This is a genomic window from Actinomyces timonensis DSM 23838 (assembly GCF_000295095.1).
Classification (GTDB): domain Bacteria; phylum Actinomycetota; class Actinomycetes; order Actinomycetales; family Actinomycetaceae; genus Actinomyces; species Actinomyces timonensis.
On record NZ_JH806633.1, the window covers coordinates 809,536 to 835,799 of the forward strand.

The 26,264-nt window shown below is 71.9% G+C and carries 21 protein-coding genes and 1 other RNA gene; 14 read left to right on the plus strand and 8 right to left on the minus strand.

Translation table 11 applies throughout. The features are described from left to right. Positions 1–988: 2-oxoglutarate dehydrogenase, E2 component, dihydrolipoamide succinyltransferase (gene sucB / locus A1QA_RS14280; protein WP_244266125.1), on the plus strand; the 988-nt coding region annotated here is incomplete at its 5' end. Between the two features lie 100 nt (positions 989–1,088). On the opposite strand, the gene A1QA_RS14285 is transcribed toward sucB, so the two are convergent. Continuing rightward, entirely contained in the window at positions 1,089–2,609 is a 1,521-nt protein-coding gene (locus A1QA_RS14285) for a serine/threonine-protein kinase (protein ID WP_017178733.1), read from the minus strand. Positions 2,610–2,787: 178 nt separating this feature from the next. Here A1QA_RS14285 and lipB point away from each other — a divergent pair, with 178 nt between their 5' ends. The 7 genes from lipB (at position 2,788) to A1QA_RS0109835 (ending at position 9,869) form a co-directional block, all read left to right on the plus strand. Next, on the plus strand, positions 2,788–3,486 hold the full coding sequence (gene lipB, locus A1QA_RS0109805) for a lipoyl(octanoyl) transferase LipB (RefSeq protein ID WP_017178734.1): 699 nt from the start codon (positions 2,788–2,790) through the stop codon (positions 3,484–3,486). A gap of 97 nt (positions 3,487–3,583) precedes the next feature. Then, positions 3,584–4,630: a lipoyl synthase gene (lipA, locus tag A1QA_RS0109810; RefSeq protein ID WP_017178735.1), complete on the plus strand. Its 1,047-nt coding sequence runs from the start codon at positions 3,584–3,586 to the stop codon at positions 4,628–4,630. Between the two features lie 59 nt (positions 4,631–4,689). Next, a complete protein-coding gene (locus A1QA_RS0109815; protein WP_017178736.1) occupies positions 4,690–5,412 on the plus strand; it encodes a DUF4191 domain-containing protein in 723 nt (240 codons plus the stop codon). Positions 5,413–5,591: 179 nt separating this feature from the next. Beyond that, positions 5,592–7,016 (plus strand): type I glutamate--ammonia ligase, encoded by a 1,425-nt coding sequence (glnA, locus tag A1QA_RS0109820; protein WP_017178737.1) that lies wholly within the window; start codon positions 5,592–5,594, stop codon positions 7,014–7,016. A 125-nt stretch (positions 7,017–7,141) separates the two neighbouring features. Continuing rightward, positions 7,142–8,071, plus strand: coding sequence for an ABC transporter substrate-binding protein (locus A1QA_RS0109825; protein WP_017178738.1), 930 nt, complete (start codon positions 7,142–7,144; stop codon positions 8,069–8,071). Between the two features lie 5 nt (positions 8,072–8,076). Beyond that, complete coding sequence (locus A1QA_RS0109830; RefSeq protein ID WP_017178739.1) at positions 8,077–9,060, plus strand: amino acid ABC transporter permease; 984 nt, start codon at positions 8,077–8,079, stop codon at positions 9,058–9,060. After that, entirely contained in the window at positions 9,057–9,869 is an 813-nt protein-coding gene (locus A1QA_RS0109835) for an amino acid ABC transporter ATP-binding protein (protein WP_017178740.1), read from the plus strand. The genes A1QA_RS0109830 and A1QA_RS0109835 overlap by 4 nt, the downstream gene beginning before the upstream one ends. A gap of 55 nt (positions 9,870–9,924) precedes the next feature. On the opposite strand, the gene A1QA_RS0109840 is transcribed toward A1QA_RS0109835, so the two are convergent. Genes A1QA_RS0109840 through glnA (A1QA_RS0109850) form a run of 3 tightly spaced genes read right to left on the minus strand, consistent with a single transcriptional unit; the run spans position 9,925 to position 15,459 of the window. Continuing rightward, positions 9,925–10,608: a histidine phosphatase family protein gene (locus tag A1QA_RS0109840; protein ID WP_017178741.1), complete on the minus strand. Its 684-nt coding sequence runs from the start codon at positions 10,606–10,608 to the stop codon at positions 9,925–9,927. A gap of 30 nt (positions 10,609–10,638) precedes the next feature. Next, the gene (locus A1QA_RS0109845) at positions 10,639–14,079 is read right to left on the minus strand and encodes a bifunctional [glutamine synthetase] adenylyltransferase/[glutamine synthetase]-adenylyl-L-tyrosine phosphorylase (RefSeq protein ID WP_017178742.1); all 3,441 of its coding nucleotides are present in this window, start codon (positions 14,077–14,079) and stop codon (positions 10,639–10,641) included. Positions 14,080–14,127: 48 nt separating this feature from the next. After that, complete coding sequence (gene glnA / locus A1QA_RS0109850) at positions 14,128–15,459, minus strand: type I glutamate--ammonia ligase (RefSeq protein ID WP_017178743.1); 1,332 nt, start codon at positions 15,457–15,459, stop codon at positions 14,128–14,130. A 202-nt stretch (positions 15,460–15,661) separates the two neighbouring features. On the opposite strand from glnA (A1QA_RS0109850), the gene panB reads away from it, so the two are divergent. Beyond that, a complete protein-coding gene (gene panB, locus A1QA_RS0109855) occupies positions 15,662–16,510 on the plus strand; it encodes a 3-methyl-2-oxobutanoate hydroxymethyltransferase (RefSeq protein WP_017178744.1) in 849 nt (282 codons plus the stop codon). 88 nt (positions 16,511–16,598) lie between these two features. On the opposite strand, the gene A1QA_RS0109860 is transcribed toward panB, so the two are convergent. Continuing rightward, a complete protein-coding gene (locus A1QA_RS0109860) occupies positions 16,599–17,324 on the minus strand; it encodes a histidine phosphatase family protein (protein WP_017178745.1) in 726 nt (241 codons plus the stop codon). Between the two features lie 162 nt (positions 17,325–17,486). On the opposite strand from A1QA_RS0109860, the gene map reads away from it, so the two are divergent. Together map and A1QA_RS0109870 are read left to right on the plus strand one after the other, a co-directional pair. After that, positions 17,487–18,395 carry a type I methionyl aminopeptidase gene (map, locus tag A1QA_RS0109865; RefSeq protein WP_043508545.1) on the plus strand — a complete coding sequence of 303 codons (909 nt, stop codon included), beginning with the start codon at positions 17,487–17,489 and terminating at the stop codon, positions 18,393–18,395. A gap of 246 nt (positions 18,396–18,641) precedes the next feature. Beyond that, complete coding sequence (locus tag A1QA_RS0109870) at positions 18,642–19,802, plus strand: hypothetical protein (RefSeq protein WP_017178747.1); 1,161 nt, start codon at positions 18,642–18,644, stop codon at positions 19,800–19,802. Between the two features lie 133 nt (positions 19,803–19,935). Here the strand turns inward: A1QA_RS0109870 and rnpB are convergent. After that, positions 19,936–20,319, minus strand: an RNA gene (gene rnpB / locus A1QA_RS15075) — RNase P RNA component class A. Between the two features lie 65 nt (positions 20,320–20,384). On the opposite strand from rnpB, the gene A1QA_RS0109875 reads away from it, so the two are divergent. Further along, complete coding sequence (locus A1QA_RS0109875) at positions 20,385–21,176, plus strand: peroxide stress protein YaaA (protein ID WP_017178748.1); 792 nt, start codon at positions 20,385–20,387, stop codon at positions 21,174–21,176. 92 nt (positions 21,177–21,268) lie between these two features. On the opposite strand, the gene A1QA_RS0109880 is transcribed toward A1QA_RS0109875, so the two are convergent. Continuing rightward, entirely contained in the window at positions 21,269–22,003 is a 735-nt protein-coding gene (locus tag A1QA_RS0109880; protein WP_017178749.1) for a zinc ribbon domain-containing protein, read from the minus strand. A gap of 45 nt (positions 22,004–22,048) precedes the next feature. Beyond that, on the minus strand, positions 22,049–22,948 hold the full coding sequence (locus tag A1QA_RS0109885; RefSeq protein WP_017178750.1) for a Nif3-like dinuclear metal center hexameric protein: 900 nt from the start codon (positions 22,946–22,948) through the stop codon (positions 22,049–22,051). 121 nt (positions 22,949–23,069) lie between these two features. On the opposite strand from A1QA_RS0109885, the gene A1QA_RS0109890 reads away from it, so the two are divergent. Then, complete coding sequence (locus A1QA_RS0109890) at positions 23,070–24,797, plus strand: CTP synthase (protein ID WP_017178751.1); 1,728 nt, start codon at positions 23,070–23,072, stop codon at positions 24,795–24,797. A gap of 167 nt (positions 24,798–24,964) precedes the next feature. Continuing rightward, complete coding sequence (locus A1QA_RS0109895) at positions 24,965–25,594, plus strand: DM13 domain-containing protein (protein WP_017178752.1); 630 nt, start codon at positions 24,965–24,967, stop codon at positions 25,592–25,594. The last annotated feature ends 670 nt before the right edge of the window (positions 25,595–26,264 follow it).

Consider the following 26,264-nt stretch of genomic DNA (forward strand, 5'->3'; position numbering starts at 1 on the left):
CGCGGCACCGGCCCCGTCGACCGCCGCCGTGGCCGCCGCTGGCTACGTCACCCCGATCGTGCGCAAGCTCGCGCGCGACAAGGGCATCGACCTCGCCCAGGTCACCGGCACCGGTGTGGGTGGCCGCATCCGCAAGGAGGACGTCCTCGCCGCCGCCAAGGCCGCCGAGGAGGCCGCTGCCGCTGCTGCCGCCCAGGCGCAGCCCGCCGCCGCGCCCGCGGTCGCCGCCCCGGCCGCGGCGCCGTCGGCCAAGCCCGCCGTTGACACGACGCTGCGCGGCAAGACCGAGAAGATGAGCCGCCTGCGCCAGGTCATCTCCGAGCGCATGATCGACTCGCTGCAGACCTCCGCCCAGCTGACCACCGTCGTCGAGGTGGACGTCACCCGCGTTGCCGCGTTGCGCGCCAAGGCGAAGGACGCGTTCCTCGCCGCAAATGGCACGAAGCTCACCTTCCTGCCCTTCTTCGTGCAGGCCGCCACCGAGGCCCTCAAGGCCCACCCGAAGGTGAACGCCTCCATCAACGGCAAGGAGGTCACCTACCACGACGTCGAGCACGTCGGCATCGCCGTGGACACCCCGCGCGGCCTGCTCGTCCCCGTGGTCAAGAACGCGGGCGACCTCAACATCCCGGGCCTGGCCAAGCGCATCAACGACCTGGCCGCCCGTACCCGGGACAACAAGGTCAACCCCGATGAGCTCTCCGGCTCCACGTTCACGATCACGAACACGGGCTCCGGCGGCGCTCTGTTCGACACCCCGATCATCAACCAGCCCGAGGTCGCGATCCTCGGCCTGGGCACGATCGTCAAGAAGCCCCGCGTCATCAAGGACGCCGACGGCAACGAGGTCATCGCGATCCGCTCGATGTGCTACCTGGCGCTGTCCTACGACCACCGCCTGGTGGACGGGGCCGACGCCGCGCGCTACCTCATGACCGTCAAGAAGCGCCTCGAGGACGGCGACTTCGCCGGCGAGCTCGGCCTGTGAGCCGCTGAGAGCGCTTCGATCGCCTCATCGGCGACGGGGGCGGGTCCGCACGAGTGATGCGGGCCCGCCCCCGTCGCATTGCTGGACCTGCGCCGCCCGGTCACCCGGCCTCAAGGACCTCGGCGACGCGCCATGGTCCCGGCACGAGGACGAGAACCACCCCGCGCGCCTGTGGGGCGGGCGCCTCATGCGCGCCGTCGCCGCCCGTCCACGTGGTGGGTCCTTGGCGCAGCGACACCCGGGCGCAACGGGCGCCCGCCCATTGCTCGGCCGGGCAGGCCTCGCCCGTTACCTCGCTCACGCCGACGACTGAGGTCGTCAAACCCGCCACCTGCTCGCCGCTGTCCTTGAGGGCGGACAGCAGGGCGGCGTCCGCGCGGGCGGCGGGCGAGCCCTCCACGGAGGTCAGGGCCAGCGCCGCGGGGTCGCCGGAGACAAGCGCGGCATCCCGCTGCCTCACCAGCCCCGTGACGATCCCTTCCAGGGTCTCCTCCCCCGCGCCCGCAGGGGCCACCTCCCCCACGGCGGCAGGGGCGCCTGGGGCGGCGGAGGCCTCGGAGGACTCAGGGGCGGCCGCGCCGAGGGGCCGCTCCCCGGTGATAGCCCATGCCATCACCCCGGCGGCGCCCAGCGCGAGGAGAGCACCGCTGGCCAGGAGGGCGGCGCCGAGCCGAGCCCGTGGGAGCCTCCCACGCCCTCCTGGGCCCGAGGACCGCCGCGAGGGGACGACCCGCGTGGGCGTGCGCGCGGCCGAGCGCAGGGCCCCCGAGGCCAGGCGGGCGCCCTCGGGCAGCTCGATATCCTCCGGCCGGCCAAGCTGGGGCGCGCGGGCGGCCAGGTCCCGGGCGGCCGGGCGCATCCTCGCGTCCTCCTGGAGGGCGTCGGCGAGCAGGAAGGCTGTCTCCTCGCGCGACTCGGGATCGGGGCCCTGGCACTCCATGACGAGGGCGGCCAGCGAGTACACGTCGGAGGCCGGCGTCGCCGCCGCCCCCGCGAGTCTCTCCGGGGCGGCGGTGCCCTGGGTTCCCATCTCCATGATGCCGCCGAGCAGGTCGATGAGCACGGGCGCCCCGGAGGAGGTGATCATGACGTTCGCCGCGGACACGTCGCCGTGGACCAGCCCCTCGTCGTGGAGGGCGGCCAGGGCGGAGCCGACGCCATCGAGGAGCGCGGCGCTCTCGCCGCTCTCCAGGCTCCCCCGGGCCCCCAGCACGACGGCGAGATCCGCTCCGTCGATGAGATCGGTGACCACCGCCAGGCGCCCGCCACCCAGCGGCAGGAGCGCGCGGACGCGGACGATGCCGCGGTGGCGCAGCTCCCTGAGGGCGGCCAGGCGCCGCATCGCGCGCGATCCCCTCTCCGGGAGGTCGATGACCCGCACGACGACGTCGCGGTCCTCGCCGTCGACGCCCCGGAGGGGGCAGCCGTCGGCGTCGCCGGACCTGCCCAGGGCCTCACCGAGGGCGATCCCGCGCTTGGCCAGCGCGCTCCTCTCAGCCTCGGTGATGCCTCCCGGCCCTCGGCCCGCGGGGCGGCTGCCGGTTCGCTGGGCCCGTCGCCGTGGCGCGAGGCGCGCGGCGAATCGGCCCGTCGGCGCGGTGGTGGGTGATGGCGTCCTCATGGCCCCATGGTCAGCGGCCACGGAGCGGCGCGGAAGTACCCTGGAGAATCTGTGGATAACTCATCGGACGTCCGCGGGGATCGCCGCGCGCGACGGGCGCTTCCGCGCGCTGGCCCGCGAGCCCGTGGCCTACTGTGGGCCCGTGCAGCGCATGACACCCGCCGGTCCGTCGGATCACATGGACCGCCTCGACCTCGGCCTGGGTGAGCGCCTCGTGCCCTATGAGGAGGGGGCGCGCCTCCAGAACGAGATCCACTCCGCCGTCGCCTCTGGGGCCCGGCGCTCGACGATCGTCGCGCTGGAGCACGAGCCCGTCTACACGGTGGGGCGCCGCACGCACTCCTGGGAGCGCCCCGAGGGGGACGCCGCGGGCCCGGAGCGAGTGCCCGTGGTGGACGTCGATCGCGGGGGCAAGGTCACCTGGCACGGGCCCGGCCAGCTGACCGTCTACCCGATCGTGCGGCTGGCCGAGCCCATCGACGTCATCAAGTACGTGCGGGCGCTGGAGGCCGCGGTCATGGAGGTCTGCGCGGGCCTGGGCATCCTCACCGCGCGCGTCGAGGGGCGCTCGGGCGTGTGGGTGCCGGGCCGCCCGGACGACACCCGCGGTCCCTTCTTCCAGGCTGAGCGGAAGATCTGCGCCCTTGGGGTCCGGGTGGCGCGGGGCACCACGAAGCACGGGATCGGGCTCAACGTCAGCCCGAATCTCGAGGCCTTCGCCCTGGATCGGATCATCCCCTGCGGGATCGATGACGCCGGGGTCACCTCCATCGCCGCCGAGCTCGGGATGCCGCCGGGCGCGCTGGAGGCGGCCGCTCTGGCAGACGACGTCGCCCGCGCCCTCGATGAGCATCTCACCCCTCTGCGGGCGGATTGAGCGCTGGCTGGAGAATCACATAGGCCTTCAGTCCCATGGAGCCTCGCGGCGCCATAAACTGTGGAGGCCCGCGCGAACGCACTCAGAAGGAGAGCACGTGGCTGACACGATCGCCCCCAAGGCCGCTCCCAGGACGGACACGGCTGTCGAGCCCGAGGGCCGCAGGCTGCTGCGCGTCGAGGCGCGCAACGCCGAGACGCCCATCGAGTCCAAGCCCTCGTGGCTGCGCACCAAGGCGGTCGTCTCCGAGACCTACCAGGACGTGCGCGGCCTCGTGCGCGAGAAGAACCTGCACACCGTGTGCGCGGAGGCGAACTGCCCGAATATCTACGAGTGCTGGAACGACCGCGAGGCCACATTCCTCGTGGGCGGGGAGATCTGCACCCGGCGCTGCGATTTCTGCGATATCGCCACGGGCCGCCCCACGGAGTACGACGTCGACGAGCCCCGGCGCGTGGCGGCCTCCATCAAGGAGATGGAACTGCGCTACGCCACGGTCACCGGGGTGGCCCGCGATGACCGCCCCGACGGCGGGGCCTGGCTCTACGCGGAGACCTGCCGCCAGATCCATGAGCTCTCGCCGGGCACCGGGGTCGAGCTGCTCATCCCCGATTTCAAGGGCGATCCCGAGGCCCTCGCCAAGGTCTACTCCTCGCGCCCGGAGGTCTTGGGCCACAACGTGGAGACCGTGCCGCGCATCCACAAGCGCATCCGGCCCGCCTTCTCCTACGAGCGCAGCCTGGAGGTCATCCGCTCCGCCTCCGAGGCGGGGCTGGTCACCAAGTCCAACCTCATCCTGGGCATGGGCGAGACCCGCGAGGAGATCGAGGAGTCGATGGCGGCGCTCGTCGAGGCGCGCTGCGACATCCTCACGATCACGCAGTACCTGCGCCCCTCCAAGCTCCACCACCCCATCGACCGCTGGGTCAAGCCGCAGGAGTTCATCGAGCTGTCCGCCCTTGCCGAGGAGATGGGCTTCGCCGCCGTCATGAGCGGGCCGATGGTCCGCTCCTCCTACCGCGCCGGGATGCTGTGGGGCCGGGCCGTCATCAAGCGCGGCTGGGAGGTGCCCGAGCGCCTGCGCTCCCTCACCGAGCCGACGACGGCGCGCCAGGAGGCCAGCGCGCTCGTCGCCGCCTCCTAACGCCTCACCTGGCGCGCGGGCACCGGCCCGCGCCTGCGTCGTCGTCTATCCTGTCCACCGTGAGCACAGCCCGAAGCCCTCAGCCCAAGAAGAAGCGCCGCCTGGCCACCTACGCCCAGAACCTCAAGGACGCGTACACGATCTCGCGGCGCACCTACCCGTGGATCGGGTGGGTGCTCATCGGCACGACCGCCGCCTCGATCCTCCTGGCCATCGCCCTCGCGCTGGCCACCGGCATGGCGATCTGGTACTGGGTGATCCTGGGGCTCATGCTCGCCTTCCTCCTCGACATGGTCCTGCTGTCGTGGACGGTGCGGCGGGCCTCCTACTCCCAGATCGAGGGCGTGCCCGGGGCCGCCAAGGCCGTCCTGGACCAGATCGGCAAGGGCTGGTACCTGGAGGAGCAGCCGGCCGCCATCAACCCCAAGACCCAGGACGTCATCTGGCGCCTGGTGGGCCGTCCCGGCATCGTGCTCGTCGTCGAGGGCCCCAAGGGCCGCACGCAGCGCCTCGTCGCCGATGAGCGGAAGAAGATCAACCGCATCCTGTCCACCGTCCCGCTCCACGTCATCAACGTCGGCACGGATGAGGGCCAGGTGCGCCTCGGCGAGCTGTCGGGCGCGCTGCGCAAGCTGCCCACCAAGCCGACCCGCCTGACGGACTCCGAGATCTCCCAGGTCTCCAAGCGCCTATCCTCCCTTGGGGCCAAGGGCCTGCCGATCCCCAAGGGGATCGACCCCTCCAAGGTCCGCCCGGACCGCCGGGCCCTGCGCGGCCGCTGAGACTCGCCCGGCCGCCGCGCGTCCAGGCGAGGCGGCCGATCATCGCGGCGGGACCGTCGACGGCGGCCCGCCCGAAACACCGGGGACACACGCGCGGCACCACCGCGTCATCGTCGCCCGACTAGGCTTAATACCGGCCGCACCCGCAGCGGAACCACCAACCGTCGAGGAGCAATCGCATGTTCAAGGACGCCACCGAGGCACTGGAGTACATCGAGCGGGAGGGGGTCGAGCTCGTCGATGTGCGCTTCTGCGATCTTCCAGGCGTCATGCAGCACTTCACGATCCCGGCGGGGGCGTTCAAGTCCGACGCCCTCACCGACGGCCTCATGTTCGACGGCTCCTCGATCCGCGGCTTCACCGCCATCCACGAGTCGGATATGAAGCTCATCCCGGATGTCACGACGGCGTTCCTCGATCCTTTCCGCGCGCGCAAGACGCTCATCATCAACTTCTCGATCGTCGACCCGTTCACCGATGAGGTCTTCTCGCGCGACCCCCGCTCCATCGCCACCAAGGCGGAGGACTACCTGCGCTCCACCGGCATCGCCGACACCTGCTACATCGGCGCGGAGGCCGAGTTCTACCTCTTCGACTCCGTGCGCTTCGACTCCACCCCCCAGGGCGCGTTCTACGCCGTCGACTCCGACGAGGCCTCGTGGAACTCCGGGCGCGAGGAGCCCGGCGGCAACCAGGGCTACAAGGTCGCCTTCCAGGGCGGCTACTTCCCGGTCTCCCCCACCGACCAGATGGCGGACCTGCGCGACGAGATGGTGCGGGTCTGCCAGGAGACCGGGCTGGCCATCGAGCGGGCCCACCACGAGGTGGGCACCGGCGGCCAGCAGGAGATCAACTACCGCTTCGCCTCCCTGCTCGCCGCGGGCGACGACATGATGAAGTTCAAGTACGTCATCAAGAACGTCGCCTGGGAGGCGGGCAAGTCCGCCACCTTCATGCCCAAGCCGCTCTTCGGCGCCGCGGGCTCGGGCATGCACTGCCACCACTCCCTGTGGAAGGACGGCAAGCCCCTGTTCTTCGACGAGCGGGGCTACGGCCAGCTCTCCGACGTCGCCCGCTGGTACATCGGCGGCATCCTCGCCCACGCCCCGAGCCTGCTCGCCTTCACCAACCCGTCGGTCAACTCCTACCACCGGCTCGTCCCCGGCTTCGAGGCCCCGGTCAACCTCGTCTACTCGGCGCGCAACCGCTCGGCGTGCATCCGCATCCCCGTCACCGGCTCCTCGCCGAAGGCCAAGCGCGTGGAGTACCGGGTGCCGGACCCGTCGGCGAACCCCTACCTGTGCTTCTCCGCCGTCCTCATGGCGGGCATCGACGGCATCCGCAACCGGATCGAGCCGCGCGAGCCCATCGACAAGGACCTCTACGAGCTCGCGCCCGAGGAGTACTTCGACATCGAGAAGCTGCCCTGCACCCTCGACGCCGCGCTGGAGGCCCTGGAGGCGGACCACGACTACCTCACCGAGGGCGACGTCTTCACGCCGGATCTCATCGAGACCTGGATCGACTACAAGCGCGCCAACGAGATCGATCCGCTGCGCGCCCGCCCGAACCCCTACGAGTTCGAGCTGTACTACAACATGTGAGATCAAGGGGCGGGCGCGTGGGCGCCCGCCCCTCGCCGTGACGCGCGCAATACTCCACTCATGCAATAGATATGCATTGGAGTGGATAGAGTGGGTCACGGTCATCTACCCCGAGGAGCCGTCCCATGCGCACCACCCCCACCCGGGCCTTCGCGGTCATCGCCGTGGTCGGCCTGGCCGCCGGCCTGTCGGCCTGCACGAACGCCAACGACCTCACCACCGGATCGGCCAAGGCCAAGAGCCAGGGCTACGACGTCTCGAGCATCACCAAGCAGGACGACATCGCCGCCCTCCTGCCCGAGGGCGCGCTCGGCTCTGACGGCGTGCTCGACATCGGCGCCTCCACCGACTACGCCCCCGCCGAGTTCCTCGACGCCAACGGCAAGCCGATCGGATACGACGCCGACCTCACCCAGGCCCTCGGCAAGGTCCTCGGTGTGGACGCCCAGATGCACACCGCCTCCTTCGACTCGATCATCGCCAAGGTCGGCACCGAGTACGACGCGGGCATCTCCTCGTTCTCCATCACCAATGAGCGCATGCAGAACGTCGATATGGTCCAGTACGTCGAGGTCGGAAGCCAGTTCAACGTGGCCAAGGGCAACCCCAAGGGCATCGACTCCTCCGACCACCTCAACCTGTGCGGCAAGGTCGTGGGCGTCCAGACGGGCACTGCCCAGGCCGACGCCATGGACGCCGATTCCCAGGCCTGCGCCGCCGCCGGCCAGGCCCCCATCGACGTGCGCTCCTACGACAAGCAGGCCGAGGCCACCTCCGCGCTCGTCGGCAGCACCGTGGACGCCACCTACTCGGACTCCACCGTCGCCGGCTACGCCGTGGAGACCACGGACGGCGCCGTCGAGACCCTCGGCGAGGTGGAGGACGCCGCGCCCCAGGGCGTGGTCCTCAAGAAGAACGCCGAGACGGCTGCCGCTATCAAGGCAGCGCTCCAGTACCTCATGGACAAGGGGATCCTCGACGAGATCCTTCAGAGCTGGGGCGTCGAGGGCGCGGCCCTCAAGGAAGCCACCATCAACCCTGCCGTATCGGAGTGAGCCATATGACGGCCGCAGAGAACAGCGCCCTGACCAGTTCCGAGAGCGACGCCGTCGTCCTCAACCACCCGCGCCCCGTGCCCAGGCCCGGGACGTGGATCAGCGCCGCCATCGTCGTCGTGCTCGGCGCGATGCTCGCGCACTCGCTGGTCACCAATGAGGCCTTCCACTGGGACCGCGTGTGGTTCTTCTTCCGGGAGGTGCACGTCGTCCGTGCCGTCGGGTGGACGATCCTCCTCACCTTCCTCGCCATGCTCATCGGCATCCTCCTCGCGGTGACGACGGCGATCATGCGCCAGTCCACCAACCCGGTGCTGCGCGGCGTCGCCGTGGCCTACCTGTGGTTCTTCCGCGGGACGCCGATCTACACCCAGCTGGTCTTCTGGGGCGCGCTGTCCGCCCTCTACCAGCACCTGAGCCTCGGCGTGCCCTTCGGCCCCGAACTGCTCACCTTCCAGACGAACTCCGTGTTCACGCCCTTCGTGGCCGCGGTCCTGGGACTGGGCATCAACGAGGGCGCGTACCTGTCCGAGATCGTCCGCTCGGGCCTGGGCAGCGTGGACCCGGGCCAGGCCGAGGCGGCGGGCGCCCTGGGGATGAGCAAGGGGCAGATCCTGCGCCGGATCGTCCTGCCGCAGGCCATGCGCGTGATCGTCCCGCCGACGGGCAATGAGACGATCTCCATGCTCAAGACGACGTCCCTCGTCCTCGCGGTGCCCTTCACCCTGGACCTGACCTTCGTGACGAACTCCTACGCCTCGCGCACCTACCAGACGATCCCGCTGCTCATCGTGGCGGCGCTGTGGTACATCATCATCACCTCGATCCTCATGGTGGGCCAGCACTACCTGGAGCGCTACTACGGGCGCGGATTCGACTCCTCGCGCCCGAGCGCCGGGGGCAAGCGGCGGCGCCTGTCGGCGCGCCAGCAGGCCATCCTCGACGCCCATACGATCAAGGCCGATCCCTTCATGGAGGTCACCCCGTGAGCCAGTCATCCCCTCAGCAGGCCGCCCAGGCGGCGGAGCCCAAGGTCCGGATCGCCGGCCTCCACAAGTTCTTCGACGAGCTCCACGTTCTGCGCGGCGTCGACCTCACTGTCCCGGCGGGCACCGTCACGGTGCTCGTAGGCCCCTCGGGCTCGGGCAAGTCCACGCTGCTGCGCTGCATCAACGAGCTGGAGTCCATCGACGCCGGGCGCGTGTGGGTGGACGGCGAGCTCATCGGCATGCGGGAGGTCCCCGGCCGCGATGGCACACCGGTGCTGCACGCCCTGTCGGACAAGGACCGGGCCGCGCAGCGCGCGAAGATCGGCATGGTCTTCCAGCGCTTCAACCTCTTCCCGCATATGACGGCGCTCCAGAACGTCATGGAGGCGCCCGTCCACGTGAAGAGGATGCCGAAGGAGCAGGCCCGCAAGCGCGCCGCCGAGCTGCTGGAGCGCGTGGGCCTCGCCGATCGGATGGACCACTACCCCTCCCAGCTCTCCGGCGGCCAGCAGCAGCGCGTGGCGATCGCCCGGGCGCTGGCGATGGACCCCGAGCTCATGCTCTTCGACGAGCCGACCTCCGCCCTCGACCCCGAGCTCGTCGGCGAGGTCCTGTCCGTCATGAAGGACCTGGCCCGGGACGGCATGACGATGGTGGTCGTCACCCACGAGATGGGCTTCGCCCGCGAGGTGGGCGACCAGCTCCTCTTCATGGACGGCGGCGTCGTCGTGGAGCGGGGCGTCCCCTCCGAGGTCCTCGACCGCCCCGCCAACGAGCGCACCCGCGCCTTCCTGTCCTCGGTCCTGTAAAGGATCGACGACGGCGACGGCGGTCTCGGTCGTCTCGCGCTGGCGCTCCCCCGCGTCACGCGGAAGCGGTGCTGGCCCGCCACGCCCCGTCATTCCAGTCGAGGAGGCGCCAGCCGGCGTCGGGGTCGCCCTCGACCACCGCGATGCCGGTATTGCGCAGGGGGTGCTCCGCTACCCACAGCGGATCGACGCCCGCGCCCGCGGCGGCGCGCAGCGACGTCCACAGGCGCAGCACCGTGCCATGGGAGACGAGGAGCGCCGCTCCCCCGCCCGTGCCCGACGCGCCCTCCGGCGCCTCGTCGGCCGCGTGCTCAGCGATGGCGCGCACGGCGGCGTCGAAGCGATCGAGCGAGTCGTGGCCGTCCTCCAGGGAGCCGGGGATGCGCGCGGCGGGCCGCCCCGCCATCCACGCCCGGGTGGTGTCCACGTAGCAGGCGACCGACCGCTCATCCGTCGCCATCTCCAGGTCCCCCGCGAGCACCTCGCGCAGCCCCGGAAGGATCGTCGCCCGCAGCCCCGTGGCCTGCTCGACCGGCTCCATGGTCTGGCGGGCCCGCAGGATCGGCGAGACCCACAGCGAGGAAATACCCGCCAGGTGCCCCGCGTCCTCCAGCCGTCCCGGAATGGTGGCGGCCTGCTCGCGCCCGATCTCGTCGAGGGGCTGGCCGGGGAACGCCGTGTCGAGGGCGCTCATGACATTGGCGATAGTGCGCCCGTGGCGCACGAGGATGAGCTTCACGCCCCTATCCTGCCAGCGCCCGCGCCCCTCTCAGGACCAGGGGTACGGACCCGCGCCTCGGCGCCCCGTCCGGCGCTGCGGCGACGACGGGCGGGCCGGGGTGGGCTTCGCGGACAGCTTCGCCGTCGTCGCGGGCGCAGCAGGCGGCACCGGCCTCGTCTCCCGCGCGGGGCTCCCAGGCTCCACCTGCCCCAGTCCCCCACCGGCCGAGCGCAGCACCCGCTCGACCACGGCGCGCGCGTGCCGGGCGCTGCGCCTGTAGAGGTCCTCCAGGTCCCGCTCGCTCCCACTGGCCAGTCCCAGGAGCCTGCCGACCAGCCGGATCCCCCGCTCGTCGGAGGGCAGGATATCCACCCTCGCGCCCGAGTCCCGACCCACGCCGAGCACCGTGGCCGCGCGGATGCGGGTGGCCAGGATCCAGGCGCTCATGAGCACGCCGGCGTCGTCGACGCTCAGCAGCCCGGCCTCGGCGGCCGCCATGAGCGCCTCAAGAGTCGAGGTGGTGCGCAGCCCGCTCACCTCATGGGCATGGGCGAGCTGCAGGACCTGCGCCACCCACTCCACATCGGATAGTCCCCCGGGCCCGAGCTTGAGGTGCCGAGCGGGATCGGCGCCCCGCGGCAGGCGCTCGGCCTCCATGCGGGCCTTGAGCCTGCGGATCTGGCGCAGCTCGTCCTCCCCCAGGCCACCGGCGGACCATCGCAGCGGCGCGATGAGGGCCAGGAACTCCTCCCCCAGCGCGGTGTCCCCGGCGCAGGCCCGCGCCCGCAGCAGCGCCTGGCGCTCCCACACCGCCGACCATAACCCGTAGTACTCGGCGGCCGAGGCGAGCGACCGGCTGAGCGCCCCCTGGCGCCCCTCGGGCCTCAGGTCCGCGTCGATAGCGAGCGGGTGCGGGCCGGAGCCGAGCAGGCGCATCGTGGCGCGGGCGACCTCGTCCGCCTCGCGGGCGGCAGCGCGCTCATCCGCCCCGGGGCGCGGGGTGTGGATGAAGATGACGTCGGCGTCCGAGGCGTAGGTGGTCTCCCCTCCGCCGAGCCTCCCCATGGCGATGACGGCGTGCCGGGCAAGCGGGCCCGTGCTCCCGCCGATCCCGCCGCTCTCGGCGGTCCCGCTCGGCCCGTCATCGCCCTCCTGTGACCCCCGCTGGGCGACGACGAGCCTGATCGCGGCGCGCAGGGCACCGTCGATGACGGCGTCCGTTGTGTCGGTGAGGATGCGGGCGGTGCGCGCGGGGTTGATGCCGTCGAGGGAATCGGCCAGGGCCGCCCGCAGCAGCTCGCGGGTGCGCACGCCCAGGATCCTGCGCACGGCCTCGGCGCTGCGCGCCTCCGCCTGGGCAGGGGTGGCGCTCTCGAGGCTGCGACGGGCCAGGATGCTCGCCACCTCCTCGCGCACCTGCTCGCCGCTGCGCGGGGCGAGCTCATCGTCGTCGTCGAGCCAGGCGACGGCCTCCGGGCGCTCGGCGAGGCGGTCCGTCGTCCACCGGGCCCCGGACACCACCTGGCACAGGCGCTGGGCGGCCACGGGAGAGTCGCGCAGCAGCCCCAGGTACCAGTGGGAGGTGCCGATGTCGTCGGACAGGCGCCGGAAGCCGAGCAGCCCGTTGTCCGGGTCCGGGCCCTCGCCGATCCAGCCGATGATGACGGGCAGGAGCTGGCGCTGGATGGCGGCGCGGCGGCTGATGCCCTCGGTGAGGACCTGGATGTGCCGCAGGGCGCCGTCGGGATCGAGGTAGCCGACGGCGGCCAATCGGTCCCGGGCGGCCTGCGGGCTCAGCCGCATCTCGTCGGCGGACAGGGCGGCGGCCGCGCCCAGAAGGGGCCGGTAGTAGATCTCCTCGTGGAGGGCGCGCACCTGCCGGCGCCGGGCGCGGAAGGCGGCGCGCAGGTCGGCGGGCTCGGGGATGCCGATCCCCCGCCCGATCCGGCGCAGGTCAGCGTCGCGATCGGGCAGGTCGTGGGTGCGGCGCAGGCGGTGGAGCTGCGCGCGGTGCTCCAGGAGGCGCAACGCCCGATAGCCCTCGTCAAGGGCGAGGGCGTCGTCGCGGCCCACGTAGCCGCCCACGGACAGGGCCGCCAGGGCGTCGAGGGTGGAGCGCACCCTCAGCTCGGCGTCGGCCCTCCCGTGGACGAGCTGGAGGAGCTGGACAGTGAACTCCACGTCCCGCAGGCCCCCGGGGCCGAGCTTGATGCGCTGGTCCTCCCCCACGCGCTGGGACTCGCGCTCCACCCGGCGGCGCATGGCGCGCGCGTCGTCGACGAAATGGGGCCGCGAGCTCGCCGACCAGACGAAGGGGGTGATCGCCTCCTCGTAGGCGCGGCCGAGCACCGGATCGCCCGCGGCGGCCCGTGCCTTGAGCAGGGCCTGGAACTCCCAGGAGGAGGCCCAGCGCTCGTAGTAGGCCACATGCGAGGCGAGGGTGCGCACGAGCGCGCCGTCCTTGCCCTCCGGTCGCAGCCCTGTGTCCAGCGGCCACAGGGCGGGCTCCGAGCCGGAGGCGGAGGTGGCGCGGTGGAGGTGGCCGGCGATCTCGGTGCCCAGGCGGACGAGCTCGGCCTCGCTGGGCTCCTCGGGGGTCCCGGCCACCGCGGCCGCGGGCCCGACGACGTGGATGACGTCGACGTCGGAGATGTAGTTGAGCTCGCGCGCGCCGGCCTTGCCCATGGCGATGACGGCGAAAGCGAGCCTGCGGGCCTGGGGCCCCACACCAGCGCGGGCGATGAGGAGGGCCGCCTCGAGGGCGGCGTCGGCCAGGTCCGCCATGGCCGCCCCGACGACGCCCACATGGGCGGCCGGGGCGGTGGAGACGAGGTCATCGGCGGCGATCGCCAGGAGGCGGTCGTAGTAGGCGCGGCGCATGGCGGCCGTCGCCTCCTCCAGGGCCGCTGGATCGGCGGGGCCCGCCGGAGCCTGGGGCTCGGCCGCCGCGCGCGCGGCGAGCGCCTCCCTCGCGGCGTCGACGAGGAGGAGCGAGGCGTCGGGCTGGCCGGGCGCGTTCCAGGCGCGCTCAAGGCTGAGGGCGTCGAGGTGGTCGGGGTGGGAGACAAGGAAGTCCCCGAGCGCCTGGGACGATCCGAGGACCGCGAGCAGCCGCTCGGCGTGGGCCCGTCTGCTGGTGCCAGCCCCGCCGGGCCCGGGCTCGCCGACGACGGCGCGCAGCACCTCGACGAGGCCGTTGGCCGCCGTCGGGTCATCCTCCTGGGCGCAGGCCCCCGCGAGGCGCAGGAGGGAGAGGAGGGCCAGGTCGGGGTCGGCGGTGGCGCCCAGGGCGGTGACGAGGAGGTCCCCCGCCTCATCGGATCCCCCACCCGCGTGGGCGAGAAGGTCCGCGAGGGCGCGGTCCTCCAGAGCGCGCAGGGCCCGGTCGGGCTCGGCGAAGCCGGCGGCCAGGAGCCTTCGGCGCGGGCTGGGCGAGGGCACGCCCATAAGCGGGGTCATGGCGCTGGCGCGCTGGCTCTCACTGGCCATCGGCTCGTCCCTCCTTGGCCGTCAGCGGTTCCCGAGTGGCGGCGCGCCTCAGGCGCGGCGGAAGAACTGGCCGATCTCGAAGTCGGTGACCTGGGCGTCGTAGGCCTGGTACTCGTGCTTCTTGTTGCGCCGGAAGTACTCAAAGGTGTCCTCCCCCAGGGTGTCGGCCACGAGGTCGGAGCCGCTCATGGCGGCCACCGCCCGCTTGAGGGAGGTGGGCAGCGCCTCGATGCCCAGGGCCTCGCGCTCGCCGTCGGTCAGGGCCCACACGTCGTCCTCGGTCTCGGCGGGAAGGTCGTAGCCCTCCTCGATGCCCTTCATGCCCGCGGCGAGGATGGTGGCGAAGGCGAGGTAGGGGTTGGCGGCCGGATCGAGGGAGCGGTACTCGACGCGCACGGCCTGCGCCTTGCCGGGCTTGTGCATGGGGACGCGCACGAGGGCCGAGCGGTTGTTGTGGCCCCAGCACACGTAGCTCGGGGCCTCGTCGCCGCCCCACAGGCGCTTGAAAGAGTTGACGTACTGGTTGGTGATCGCGGTGATCTCCTTGGCGTGGCGCAGGATGCCGGCGATGAAGGCGCGCCCCGTGGCGGAGAGCTGGTACTGGCCCGCGGGGTCGTAGAAGGCGTTGTGGTCCCCCTCGAACAGGGAGAAGTGCGTGTGCATCCCGCTGCCGGGCTGGCCGACGAAGGGCTTGGGCATGAAGGTCGCGATGCAGCCCTCCTGGATGGCGACCTCCTCGATGACGGCGCGGAAGGTCATGATGTTGTCCGCCATGGACAGGGCGTCGGCGAAGCGCAGGTCGATCTCGTTCTGGCCCAGGCCGCCCTCATGGTGGGAGAACTCCACGGAGATGCCCATCTGCTCGAGCATGAGGATGGCGCGGCGGCGGAAGTCGTGGGCGGTGCCGCCGGGGACGTGGTCGAAGTAGCCGGCGTCGTCGGTGGGGGTGATGCGGCCCTGCTCGTCGCGGTTGACGAGGTAGAACTCGATCTCGGGGTGGATGTAGCAGGTGAATCCGGCATCGGCCACGCGCGCGAGCTGGCGCTCCAGGACGGCGCGCGGGTCGGTGCGGGCGGGCTCGCCGTCGGGGGTGAGCACGGAGCAGAACATGCGCGCGACGCGGTCGCGGTCGTTGCGCCAGGGGAGCATCTGGAAGGTGGAGGGGTCCGGGCTCAGGAGCATGTCGGACTCGTAGACGCGGGTGAGGCCCTCGATGGTGGAGCCGTCGAAGCCGATGCCCTCCTCGAAGGCGGCCTCGACCTCGGCCGGGGCGATGGCCACGGACTTGAGCTGGCCGAGCACGTCGGTGAACCACAGCCGCACGAAGCGGACGTCGCGCTCCTCGATCGCGCGGAGCACGTACTCCTGCTGCTTGTCCATGCCTGCTCCCCATCTCTGATCAGCTCGGAACCCGACGGCGGTGCCGGGATGGCCCGACTCTATCGGGACCGGGAGTCGGCCGGGTTTCGCCGCGCGTGTCGTGGACGGCGGGGGTGGGCTGGGCGGGGTAGGTGGGCGGCTTGCCTGCCGGTAGCTGGGCCAACGGGGCGGGCGGCCGCGCCGCACCGGCTACGCTGGCGCCATGGCAACCACGGACTCCCCCTACGGTCCCCCGAGCGCCCTGCCGCCAGCGGGCAAGCCAGTGCGCGTCCACCACCTCGCCGCAGCGAAGGCGCGGGGCGAGCGCCTCACCATGCTCACCGCTTACGACGCCGTGACGGCCTCGATCCTCGACGCGGCGGGCACTGACATGCTCCTCATCGGCGACTCCATCGGCAATGTCATGCTGGGGCACGGCTCCACGCTGCCGGTGAGCCTCGACGAGATGGTTGTGGCGACGCGGGCCGTGGCCTCGGCGACCACGCGCGCGCTCGTCGTCGCCGATCTGCCCTTCGGCGCCTACGAGTCCGGGCCCGCCCAGGCGCTGGCCTCCTCGGTCCGCCTGGTCAAGGCCGGGGCCAACGCCATCAAGCTCGAGGGCGGGGCGCCCCGTGTGACCACGGTCCGCGCGCTCAGCGAGGCGGGGATCCCCGTCGTCGGCCACCTGGGCTTCACCCCGCAGTCGGTCAACATGCTCGGGGGCTTCCGGGTCCAGGGCCGGAGCGAGGAGGCCGCCGCGGGCCTGCTGGCCGACGCGACAGCCTTGGCCGAGGCGGGCGTCATCGCGCTCGTCCTGGAGATGGTCCCCCAGGACCTCGCCGCCTCGGTCACCCAGGCGCTCGCCGTGCCGACGATTGGGATCGGCGCGGGCGCGGGCTGCGACGCGCAGGTGCTCGTGTGGACCGATATGGCGGGCATGACGGAGTGGAAGCCGCGCTTCGCCCGCCAGTTCGGCCAGGTGGGCGTTGCCCTTCGGCAGGCCGCCGAGGACTTCAACGCCGCCGTGCGCGACGGCTCCTTCCCCTCCGCCGAGGAGAGCTTCGCCTCCTGAGGGTCCCGACGCCCCTGGGCCGCTCGCCCGACGACTCGGATCGGGCCCGGCTGGCGCGCCAGTGCGCCGGCCGGGCCCGATCGCGCGTCTACAGCCCTTCGGGGCGGGTGAAGTCGATGGGGATGATGTCGACGCCGTCGAAGACGCCGCTCATGTCAGTCGCCGGGAAGGTGACGCCCTGGTTGCCGGGGTCGAGCGCCCAGTCGATGAGGCGGGGGGCGCCCCCGGGGGCGGTCGGGTCGATCTCGACGGTGGTGATGGCGCAGTTGGCCATGGGCGCCTTGGAGTAGACCTCCAGGCCGATCCAGCGCGCCATGATCGTCATGATCGTCATGCCGTGGGAGACGGCCAGGGCCTCGGCGTCGGTCTTGCCGGCCTCGGCGTCGTCGCGCAGGTCGGCCAGGATGCGCGCGAGGGCGCCGTCGATGTCGCGCAGGTAGTCGGTGGCGCTGATGCCCTCGGGGGCGCCCTCGAAGCGGCCGGACAGGACACCGGGCAGGAGCTTCTCGGTGGGCAGGGCGGCGAGCATCTCGGGGTCGGGGCCGCCGTCGTAGATCCCGTAGTCGTACTCGCGCAGACCGGTGAGGATCGTGCGCGGGAGCTCGCGGCCCTCGGTGAGGATGTCGGTGGTCTCGATCACCCGTCCCAGGGGGCTGAGGTAGACCCGGGTGAGGGGGTAGTCGGCCAGGAAGTCTCGGGCCAGCGCGGCGCCCTCGCGCCCCGAGGGCGTCAGGGGCGAGTCCGCTGAGCCCTGGGTGCGGTGCTGCTCGTTGAGGACCGTGCGGCCGTGGCGCACGAAGTGGATTTTTGCCATATGCGCATCGTAGGTCACACCGCCTCCCCAGGAGGGCCGCTTGCGGGGCACGGGGTGGGCAGGGGACACGCGCCCGGTCCTGGCCCAGGCGGGGCAGGACGGGGACAAGACGTTGAGGTATGGCGGCTGTGCACCAGTGCACCGGCTCCTATGCTGGGGGGCATGACTGCTCTGACGTCTCCTGGATCCCCTCATCGCCTTGGCGCCGATCGGGCGCCGCGCGGGACCCTCGTACCCGGAATCGTCGGGCCCCGGCGCGATGTGCCCGAGTCCATCGCCCGCCCCGAGTACTTGTTCCACGATGGGCCGGAGAGGGTGACGGCCTCGGATATCAAGTCCCCTGAGACCGTTGAGCGCATCCGGGCGGCGGGCAGGATCGCGGCGCGCGCCATGGAGGCCGCCGCCGCGGCGATCGCGCCAGGAGTCACCACCGATGAGCTGGACCGCATCGCCCACGAGTACCTGTGCGACCACGGCGCCTACCCGTCCTGCCTGGGCTACATGGGCTTCCCGAAGTCCATCTGCACCTCGATCAACGAGGTCATCTGCCACGGCATCCCCGATTCCACCGTCCTGGCCGAGGGCGACCTCATCAACCTGGACGTCACCGCGTACGTCGACGGCGTCCATGGCGACACGAACGCCACCTACGCCGTGGGCGAGGTCGATGAGGAGACGCGCCTGCTCATCGAGCGCACCCGGACCTCCATGGAGCGGGGCATCAAGGCGGTGCGGCCGGGCCGCGAGGTCAACGTCATCGGGCGGGTCATCGAGGCCTACGCCAAGCGCTTCGACTACGGCGTTGTGCGCGACTACACGGGCCACGGCGTCGGAGAGGCCTTCCACTCGGGCCTCATCATCCCGCACTACGACTCCGCTCCCCGCTACGACACCGTCATGGAGCCGGGCATGGTGTTCACCATCGAGCCGATGCTCACCCTGGGCGGTATCGAGTGGGACCAGTGGGATGATGGCTGGACCGTGGTCACCCGGGACCGCTCGCGCACCGCCCAGTTCGAGCACACGCTCGTGGTCACAGAGGACGGCGCGGACATCCTCACACTGCCCTGAGCGCGCCCCGCCCGAACCGCTCTGAACAGCGCCTTGGCGGGGTCCGCGCGCCCTGGATCGCGCATGGGGAGCAGTGCCCGGGGACGGGTGCCCGGCGCCCAGTGCTGATCCGATCCCCGCTGCGACGGCTGTTCGGTGTAGATTCGATCTATCAGTTGAGGCGCGGACAGGGCGAGCGCTCGCCGCCAGACATGCGCCCCACGACGAGTCCTTCAGCAAGCATTCCCACTTCTCCCGGAGGTCCCAATGGCTCTTCGCTTCAACCCGCCGCCGAACTGGCCCGCCCCGCCCGAGGGCTTCGTCCCGCCCGCCGGGTGGCAGCCGGACCCCGCGTGGGGCCCCGCCCCCGAGGGCTGGCAGCTCTGGGTCGAGGACGCGTCCGGCGCCTCCCCCGTCTCGGCCTCCGCCCCCGGGACCTCTGACCCCGCCTGGGCCCCGACCCAGGCCGTCCAGACCGCGCAGACCGGTCCGGTGGCGGACCCGACCGGCCAGTCGGCCTCGGCGCCGTCGGCCGACTACGCCTCCACCGGGCTGCCCGCCCCGTCGGGCTCCTCGGCACCGGGCAGCCCGTACGCGGCGGAGATGAACTATGCCCAGGCCCCCACGCCCTTCCACAGCCAGGGGCAGCCTGGCCCCGCCGCTCCAGGCGGCTGGCAGCCGGTGGACGTGCCCGGTGGCGCCGACGCTAGCGCGGCCAAGCCCGTCTACAAGCAGTGGTGGTTCTACACCATCATCGCCGTGCTGGTCGTCGCGCTCGTCGTGGGCCTCGTACTGGCCTTCTCCGGTGGAGATGATGAGAAGAAGGCTGGCGGCGGCGGCACGGAGACCTCCGCGGCTCCCGGCCCCACGGAGGAGCCCACCCAGGGCGGGGGCGGGGGCGGCGGGACCGACTCGCCCAAGACGACCTCTCCTTCCACGCCTTCGAGCTCGGCGAGCACCTCCTCTGGCGGCGCCGGATCCTCTATGACCAATCCGGCCGAGGGCCAGTTGACCTTCCACGCCTCCAAGAACGACTACAACGACCCGAACGCGAGCCTCGATGTGAGTGTCGGCGACGTCAAGTGGAACGCGAATGACGACGTCAAGAGCACGATGAGCAGCTACAGCTACAAGGAGCCCGGCGCCAACCAGGTATACATCCGGGTCCCGGTCGAGATCACATACCACGGCAAGGGCCAATACGAGAAGTACACCTTCAAGATGGACTTCGTCAACAACGGGACGACCACCTCCGCCGTGGAGAGCTACAGCGACAAGGGAGAGCTGACGCAGCAGGCCATGCCCCGCGATGGCGGCAAGGCCACCGGCTACGTCACCTTCCTCATCGACCAGAGCGCCGTCAACCAGGGTGTCTTCGCGATCACCGCGTTCACCAGCGTCGACGAGGGCTACATCAAGGCGAAGTGACCCCGCCCCTGCGGCCGAAGGATCACCTGACGGCCACATGAGCACGATGAGGCGTGGTGGGCCCCTCCTGATTCGGAGGGGCCCACCACGTCTCTCCCATCATCGGCTTCCGCCGGGCGGGAACGATGAAGGGCGGACGAGCCGACCTGTACGCCGGGTTCTGTTGCCGCCCGCCGTTGCCGGACTGGGCGGTGGCGACCATCCATCTTGGACCGCCGTCGCCGACGGCCTCACGCGACCTACCCGCAGGCTCGGGCGAGCAGCCCTCGGGCGCCTGCTGCGCGGTCTTGCTCCGGGCGGGGTTTGCCGAGCCGCGCCGGTCACCCGGCGCGCTGGTGGGCTCTTACCCCACCCTTTCACCCTGACCTCCAGTCGCCTGGCGGCGGTCTTCTCTCTGTGGCACTGTCCCGCGGGTCGCCCCGGGTTGCTGTTGGCAACCGCCCTGCTCTGTGGAGCCCGGACGTTCCTCGATCCCACATGGTCTCCCACGGGGTACCGCGGCCGCCCGGTCGGCTCGTCCGCCCGCCCAGCATAGCCGCCGGAGGAAGCCTCCAGAGCACCCCGGTTGTCTAGCATGTGCCTGTGCTCATCCTCCTGCCTCCCAGCGAGGGGAAGACCCCTCCCCCCTCCGGGCCCCGCCTCGATCTCACCGCACTGCTCGCGGCGGAGCGCCTCACGGCCGCCCGCCGGGAGGTGATGGACGAGCTCGCCCAGGTGAGCGCCGCCCCGGAGGCCGCCGCGATCCTCGGCCTGGGCCCGCGCTCCGCTGCCGACGCCGCTCTCAACCTCGTTCTGGCCGAGGCGCCGTGCGCGCCGGCCCATGAGCTGTACACGGGCGTCCTCTACGAGGCCGCGGGCTTCGGCGGGGCTGCGGCGGGAATGGCGGAGGCGCTGTCGCGCCATGTCGTCATCCTCTCGGGCCTGTGGGGCGCTGTGCGGGCCACGGACCCGCTGCCGGACCACCGCCTGGCGATGGGAGCCGTCCTGCCCGGCTGCGGGCGGCTCAGCGCGTTGTGGAAGCGGGAGCTCGCCGCGGTCCTCGGGCCGATCGCCGAGGACGCTGGGCTCGTCGTCGACGCCCGTTCCTCGGCCTACGCGGCGGCCTGGCAGCCGGATCGCGCCTGGGGCGGCGAGCTGCTGCGGGTGCGCGCGGTGCAGGTCCGTGGCGGGAAGCGCGCGGTGGTCTCCCACCACGCCAAGCACACGCGGGGCCTGCTGGCCGGGAAGCTCGTCTCACTCGCCGCCGCGGGCAGCGCGCCGTCGACGGCGGAAGGCATCGCTGAGGCGGGCGCTGGAGTGGAGGGCGTGGCCGACGCCGAGCTGTCCGTCCCGGACCGCTCAGGGCGCCGCGATCTCACCCTCGTCCTGGGCTGAGATCCTACCCGGGCCGCTCGAAGCGCCCCCTGGCGCCTCGGTCCGCCGCTCGCGCCCGGGCCGCGAGGGGGGGCCGGCGGGAGCCGGAACGCTCAGATGTCCATGCGCACGAGGATGACGTCGTTCTCCTCGGCGTGGATGATGGCGTCAGCGGGAGCAGCGTCAATGCGGGCGAGCTCGGCGGGACTGAGCTCGACCGAGCCGCCCTCGAGGCGGTGCCCGCGGAGGGCGAGGACGCCGAGTCCCCCGGTGGCGGCGCGCACGGCGTCGTAGTCGGCGAGCAGGGCGGCGGAGATGGTGCCGGCGAGCTCGTCGCGCCGGGCCCGCAGGCGCTCGGTCTCCTCGTCGATCCGCGTGAACTCGGCATCGCGCTCGGCGGTCAGCTCCCTGCCCGCGGCTCGGATGGTCTGCTCCTCGGCGGCGAGCCGGTCGGATTCGGCCTGGGCCGCCTCCAGAACCTCCATGGCGGCGATCTGGGCGTCCTCGAGGACGGCCTGGCGCCGTCCGAGCTGGTCGATCTCCCCCTGGATGGCGGTGAGGTCCCGGGCGGCGTCGCCCCCGGCGGCCAGGCGCTCGCGCAGGGCGGCGGCTCGGCGGACGACCTGCCCGACCTCGTCCTCGGCGTGGGTGGCGCCCTGCTTGGCCTCGGACAGGGCGGCGGTGGCGAGCAGGGCGGCGCGCTTGTTGTCCTTGAGGCGGGTGATGGTCGTCTCGATGCGGGCCAAAACGGGCAGGGCGCGGCGCTCGTGCGCGAGCCTGGCGAGTGCGGCGTCGATGTCCTGCAGGTCGATGAGGAGTCGCTGCTCGGCGATGGGGGCGCTGGTCACGGGAGGTCCTTCCGGTCGTCGAGGGTGGGGATGGGCGGCTGGGCGCTACTGCTTCGCTGGCGAGGCCGCTGTGCTCAGGCGCAGGGCCCAGGGGTCGGTGCAGATCGTGGAGACATGCGTGGAGAGTCTACGTCCGCCGCGCTCGGCGGCGCTGGCCAGCCGCTGGGCGAGCGGGGGCAGGCCTACCCACTCGGTGGCCCAGTGGGTTCCGCAGATGAGGTAGGGGCGCCCGGCCTCCAGGTGCTCGCTGGCCGGGTGGTGGCGCAGGTCCGCGGTGAGGAAGACGTCCGCGCCGGCCTCGCGGGCGCGGGCCAGCAGGGAGTCTCCCGCCCCTCCCGAGACGGCGATGGTCTCGACGGTGGCGTCCAGGTCCCCTCCCACGAGGATGCCTGGGGGCGAGTCGGGCAGGGCGGCGGCGACGGCGTCGGCGAGGTCGCGCAGGCGGGTGGGCGCCGGCAGGGAGCCGATGCGCCCGATGCCCTGGGCGGGGTCGGCGGGGCTGGGCTCCAGGGGCACGGCGCCGAGCAGCCCGATGGAGGCGGCCAGGGCCGCGGCCACTCCCCCGTGGGCGGCGTCGAGGCTGGTGTGGGCGTTGAGCAGGGCGATGCCGGAGCGGATGAGGCGGTGGATGACGCGGCCCTTGGGATCGGTGGCGGCCACGTGGTCGGTTCCGCGCAGGTAGAGGGGGTGGTGGGTGATGATCATGTCGGCGCCGCGCTCGATGGCCTCGTCGACGACGGCCGCGACGGGGTCGACGGCCAGCAGGATCGAGGCCACGGGGGCCTCGGGGTCCCCGCAGATGAGCCCATTGGAGTCCCAGGACTCGGCGAGCCTGGTCGGTGCGGCGGCCTCGACGAGGGCGACGACGTCGGCGACGGTCAGCGCCTCGGCGGCCGAGGACCCTTCCTCGGCAGTGGCTGGCTGGCTGAGCGGGGATTTGTTCATGCAGCAAGGCTAACGGCACCGAGCCCGGCTTCCGGCCTCACAGGCCCCAGCGCCTGGAGTGTCCTGGCCTGCGGCCGCGCCTGGGGGGTGGGACGGCGCCGTCGTATGCTGGAGCCCCGTGATGAGCAGCAGCACGCGCTCTGGCGCGAATCAGCCCTCCAGTCCGGCCCACATCTTCGTCACGGGCGGAGTCGTCTCCTCGCTCGGGAAGGGCCTGACGGCGTCGAGCCTCGGCCGGCTCCTGCGGGCGCGGGGCATCAGCGTGGCGATGCAGAAGCTCGACCCGTATATCAACGTCGATCCCGGGACGATGAACCCCTTCCAGCACGGCGAGGTCTTCGTCACTGAGGATGGGGCTGAGACGGATCTCGACATCGGCCACTACGAGCGCTTCCTCGACGTCAGTCTGACCGGCGCCGCGAACGCGACCACGGGCCAGGTCTACTCCCGCGTCATCGCCAAGGAGCGCCGCGGAGAGTACCTGGGCGACACCGTCCAGGTCATCCCCCATCTCACCGATGAGATCAAGCGGGTCATGCGCGCCCAGGCGCAGCCGGACGCGGAGGGGAACACGCCTGATGTCATCATCACGGAGATCGGCGGGACCGTGGGCGACATCGAGTCCCAGCCCTTCCTCGAGGCGGCGCGGCAGGTGCGCGCCGACCTGGGCCGGGATAACGTCGCCTTCGTGCATGTGGCGCTCATCCCCTTCCTGCCGGCGGCCGGCGAGCTCAAGACCAAGCCGACGCAGCACTCGGTGGCGGCCCTGCGCTCGATCGGCATCGCGCCCGACGCGCTCGTCCTGCGCACGGACCGCCCGCTGCCCGAGGGCATCAAGGGCAAGGTGGCGCTCATGTGCGACGTGGACCGCGAGGCGGTCGTCGAGTGCGCGGACGCCTCCAGCATCTACGAGGTCCCGCCCACACTGCACCGCGAGGGCCTGGACGCCTTCCTCGTCCAGCGCCTGGGCCTGACCTTCCGCGACGTCGACTGGACGGAGTGGAACGGGCTGCTCGAGCGGGTCCACAACCCCTCCCGACGCCTGGAGGTGGCGCTGGTCGGCAAGTACGTCGACCTCCATGACGCCTACCTGTCCGTCTCCGAGGCGATCCGCCACGGGGGCTTCGCCTGTGACGCGCGGGTGGATATCCGCTGGATCGCCTCCGATACCTGCGAGACGGCGGAGGGGGCGCAGCGGGCGCTGGCCGGGGTCGACGCCGTCGTGGTGCCGGGCGGCTTCGGCGTGCGCGGGATCGAGGGCAAGCTCGGGGCGCTGCGCTGGGCCCGGGAGCACCGGGTCCCCACGCTCGGGCTGTGCCTGGGGCTGCAGTGCATGGTCATCGAGGCCGCGCGCGACCTGCTGGGCCTGGAGGGGGCCTCGTCGACGGAGATGGAGCCGGAGACGCCGGACCCGGTGGTCACGACGATGGACGCGCAGCGCGAGTTCGTCACCGGGGGCGGCGACCTGGGCGGGACGATGAGGCTCGGCGCCTACCCAGCCGTGCTGGCCGAGGGGTCGCTCGTGGCGCAGGTCTACGGCACCCGCGAGGTCTCGGAGCGCCACCGCCACCGCTTCGAGGTGAACAACGCCTACCGGCATCGCCTGGAGGCCGCGGGGCTTCATATCTCGGGCACCTCGCCGGACGGGCACCTGACAGAGTTCGTCGAGCTGGATCGCGAGCTCCACCCCTACTACGTGGCCACGCAGGCGCATCCCGAGTTCAAGTCGAGGCCGACGCGCGCCCACCCGCTGTTCGTGGGGCTCGTGGCCGCCGGGCTGGACCGCCAGCGCAGCGTCTACGCCTCCCACCGCCTGGGTGAGGAGGGCGCGCTCAGCGGGGAGGACTGAGCCGGGGAGGGGCGTGCCCAGGCGCGCGGAGGAGCGCGACGGGGAGTGAGGAGTGCCATAGGTTCAGTGGCAATGATTTAGAGAACAGGTGCGTTTATAAGGCGAACCTTGCTGGCGCGCGATGACCCGTGCCGCGCCTCCCCCGAGTCATTCCAATGAGCCCTGACATGACCCGATTCGTTTCCCGCCACAAGCGCCTGGTGACCTCGCTCGCCGTGATCGTCCTGGCCACGGCTGGAGTCGGACTTGCCGTCTTCAAGCCGTGGCTGCTGTTCATCGATGAGACGGTGGACGATGAGATCCCCGCCTTCTCGGTGGCGACGGCGTCAATGGCGCCGTCTGCGGATGCCTCCTCCACGGCGGGCGCCGAGGCGAGTAGCAGCACGGGAGGGACAGAGCCTGCTGGCGCGGAGCAGCCCGCCGAGGCCGCGCAGCCGCTGGGCCCGGTCCAGGTGGCCAGCGGCTCCTTCATCTCGCATGAGCACACCACGACTGGGACCGCGCGGGTCCTGCGCAACCCGGATGGCTCGCACCAGTTGGTGCTGGAGGACCTGGCGACGTCGAACGGCCCGGATGTGCGGGTGTGGCTGAGCGCCGGTCCGGTGATCGAGGGCAAGGACGGCTGGTTCACGGCTGCTGACCACGCCCACCTGGAGGTCGCGCCGATCAAGGGCAACCTGGGCAACCAGGTCTACGACCTACCCGCTGGCACGGACCCCGCCGCGTGGACGAGCGTGGTCCTGTGGTGCGAGGACTTCGGCGTCTCCTTCGGCGCCGCCGAGCTCACCGCGGCGTAGAGCCAGGGACAGACGCCGCCCACCGGGCGTCAATTCTGCTGCCGTCGAGCACGGCCGGCGATGAACGGCCGACGGCGATCGTTGGTATTCCGCCGATCCCGCCGTAGCCCGCTGGCATCAGGCGTCTCGACGGCCGCAGAATTGACGGTCCTGCCCCACCGCTCCGGAGAACTCGACCCGAACACCCGATGGCCCGTCCGGACCGGGTAACGCAGGTAGGCCCTTCCTGACCGCTCCTCATCCCGAGCCCCCGCAGAGCCCCGAACGCATCGCCGAGACCATCGGCGTTGAAACGGACAGGCTGGTGAGAGCGCAGAGGTAGGAGAGCACTGTCGCCCTGACGCTCGTGGCCGAACCGTGACCGACGGCGCCGTTCCGCCAGCATTTGGCTTCTCACCAGTCGCTCTAGACTCGCGTCATGCCGCGCCAAGCAGGGTACTTCGAATGGGACAACGCCGAACTTACGCCTGGACAGAAGCGGGAAGGCGGCTGGCACCAGAACCTCTACGATGCCGACGGTGCCCTCCAGGGTCACGGTCGTTTCGTTCCCACCGATGAACGTCCTGATCTCGACGACGATGTGCCGCCAACTTCTTACATCCAAACCGACCAGCGCTCAGAGTCAGACGAGGCGTTTGACCTCACCGCCTTCATAGCCGGACTGGTAACT

Bases quoted from the DNA above. Each gene is read 5' to 3' on its own strand.
- A1QA_RS14285 (WP_017178733.1), bottom strand. From the start codon at position 2,609: ATGAGGACGCCATCACCCACCACCGCGCCGACGGGCCGATTCGCCGCG.
- lipB (WP_017178734.1), top strand. From the start codon at position 2,788: ATGGACCGCCTCGACCTCGGCCTGGGTGAGCGCCTCGTGCCCTATGAG.
- glnA (WP_017178737.1), top strand. From the start codon at position 5,592: ATGTTCAAGGACGCCACCGAGGCACTGGAGTACATCGAGCGGGAGGGG.
- A1QA_RS0109825 (WP_017178738.1), top strand. From the start codon at position 7,142: ATGCGCACCACCCCCACCCGGGCCTTCGCGGTCATCGCCGTGGTCGGC.
- A1QA_RS0109830 (WP_017178739.1), top strand. From the start codon at position 8,077: ATGACGGCCGCAGAGAACAGCGCCCTGACCAGTTCCGAGAGCGACGCC.
- A1QA_RS0109845 (WP_017178742.1), bottom strand. From the start codon at position 14,079: ATGGCCAGTGAGAGCCAGCGCGCCAGCGCCATGACCCCGCTTATGGGC.
- glnA (WP_017178743.1), bottom strand. From the start codon at position 15,459: ATGGACAAGCAGCAGGAGTACGTGCTCCGCGCGATCGAGGAGCGCGAC.
- panB (WP_017178744.1), top strand. From the start codon at position 15,662: ATGGCAACCACGGACTCCCCCTACGGTCCCCCGAGCGCCCTGCCGCCA.
- A1QA_RS0109860 (WP_017178745.1), bottom strand. From the start codon at position 17,324: ATGGCAAAAATCCACTTCGTGCGCCACGGCCGCACGGTCCTCAACGAG.
- map (WP_043508545.1), top strand. From the start codon at position 17,487: ATGACTGCTCTGACGTCTCCTGGATCCCCTCATCGCCTTGGCGCCGAT.
- A1QA_RS0109870 (WP_017178747.1), top strand. From the start codon at position 18,642: ATGGCTCTTCGCTTCAACCCGCCGCCGAACTGGCCCGCCCCGCCCGAG.
- A1QA_RS0109885 (WP_017178750.1), bottom strand. From the start codon at position 22,948: ATGAACAAATCCCCGCTCAGCCAGCCAGCCACTGCCGAGGAAGGGTCC.
- A1QA_RS0109890 (WP_017178751.1), top strand. From the start codon at position 23,070: ATGAGCAGCAGCACGCGCTCTGGCGCGAATCAGCCCTCCAGTCCGGCC.
- A1QA_RS0109895 (WP_017178752.1), top strand. From the start codon at position 24,965: ATGACCCGATTCGTTTCCCGCCACAAGCGCCTGGTGACCTCGCTCGCC.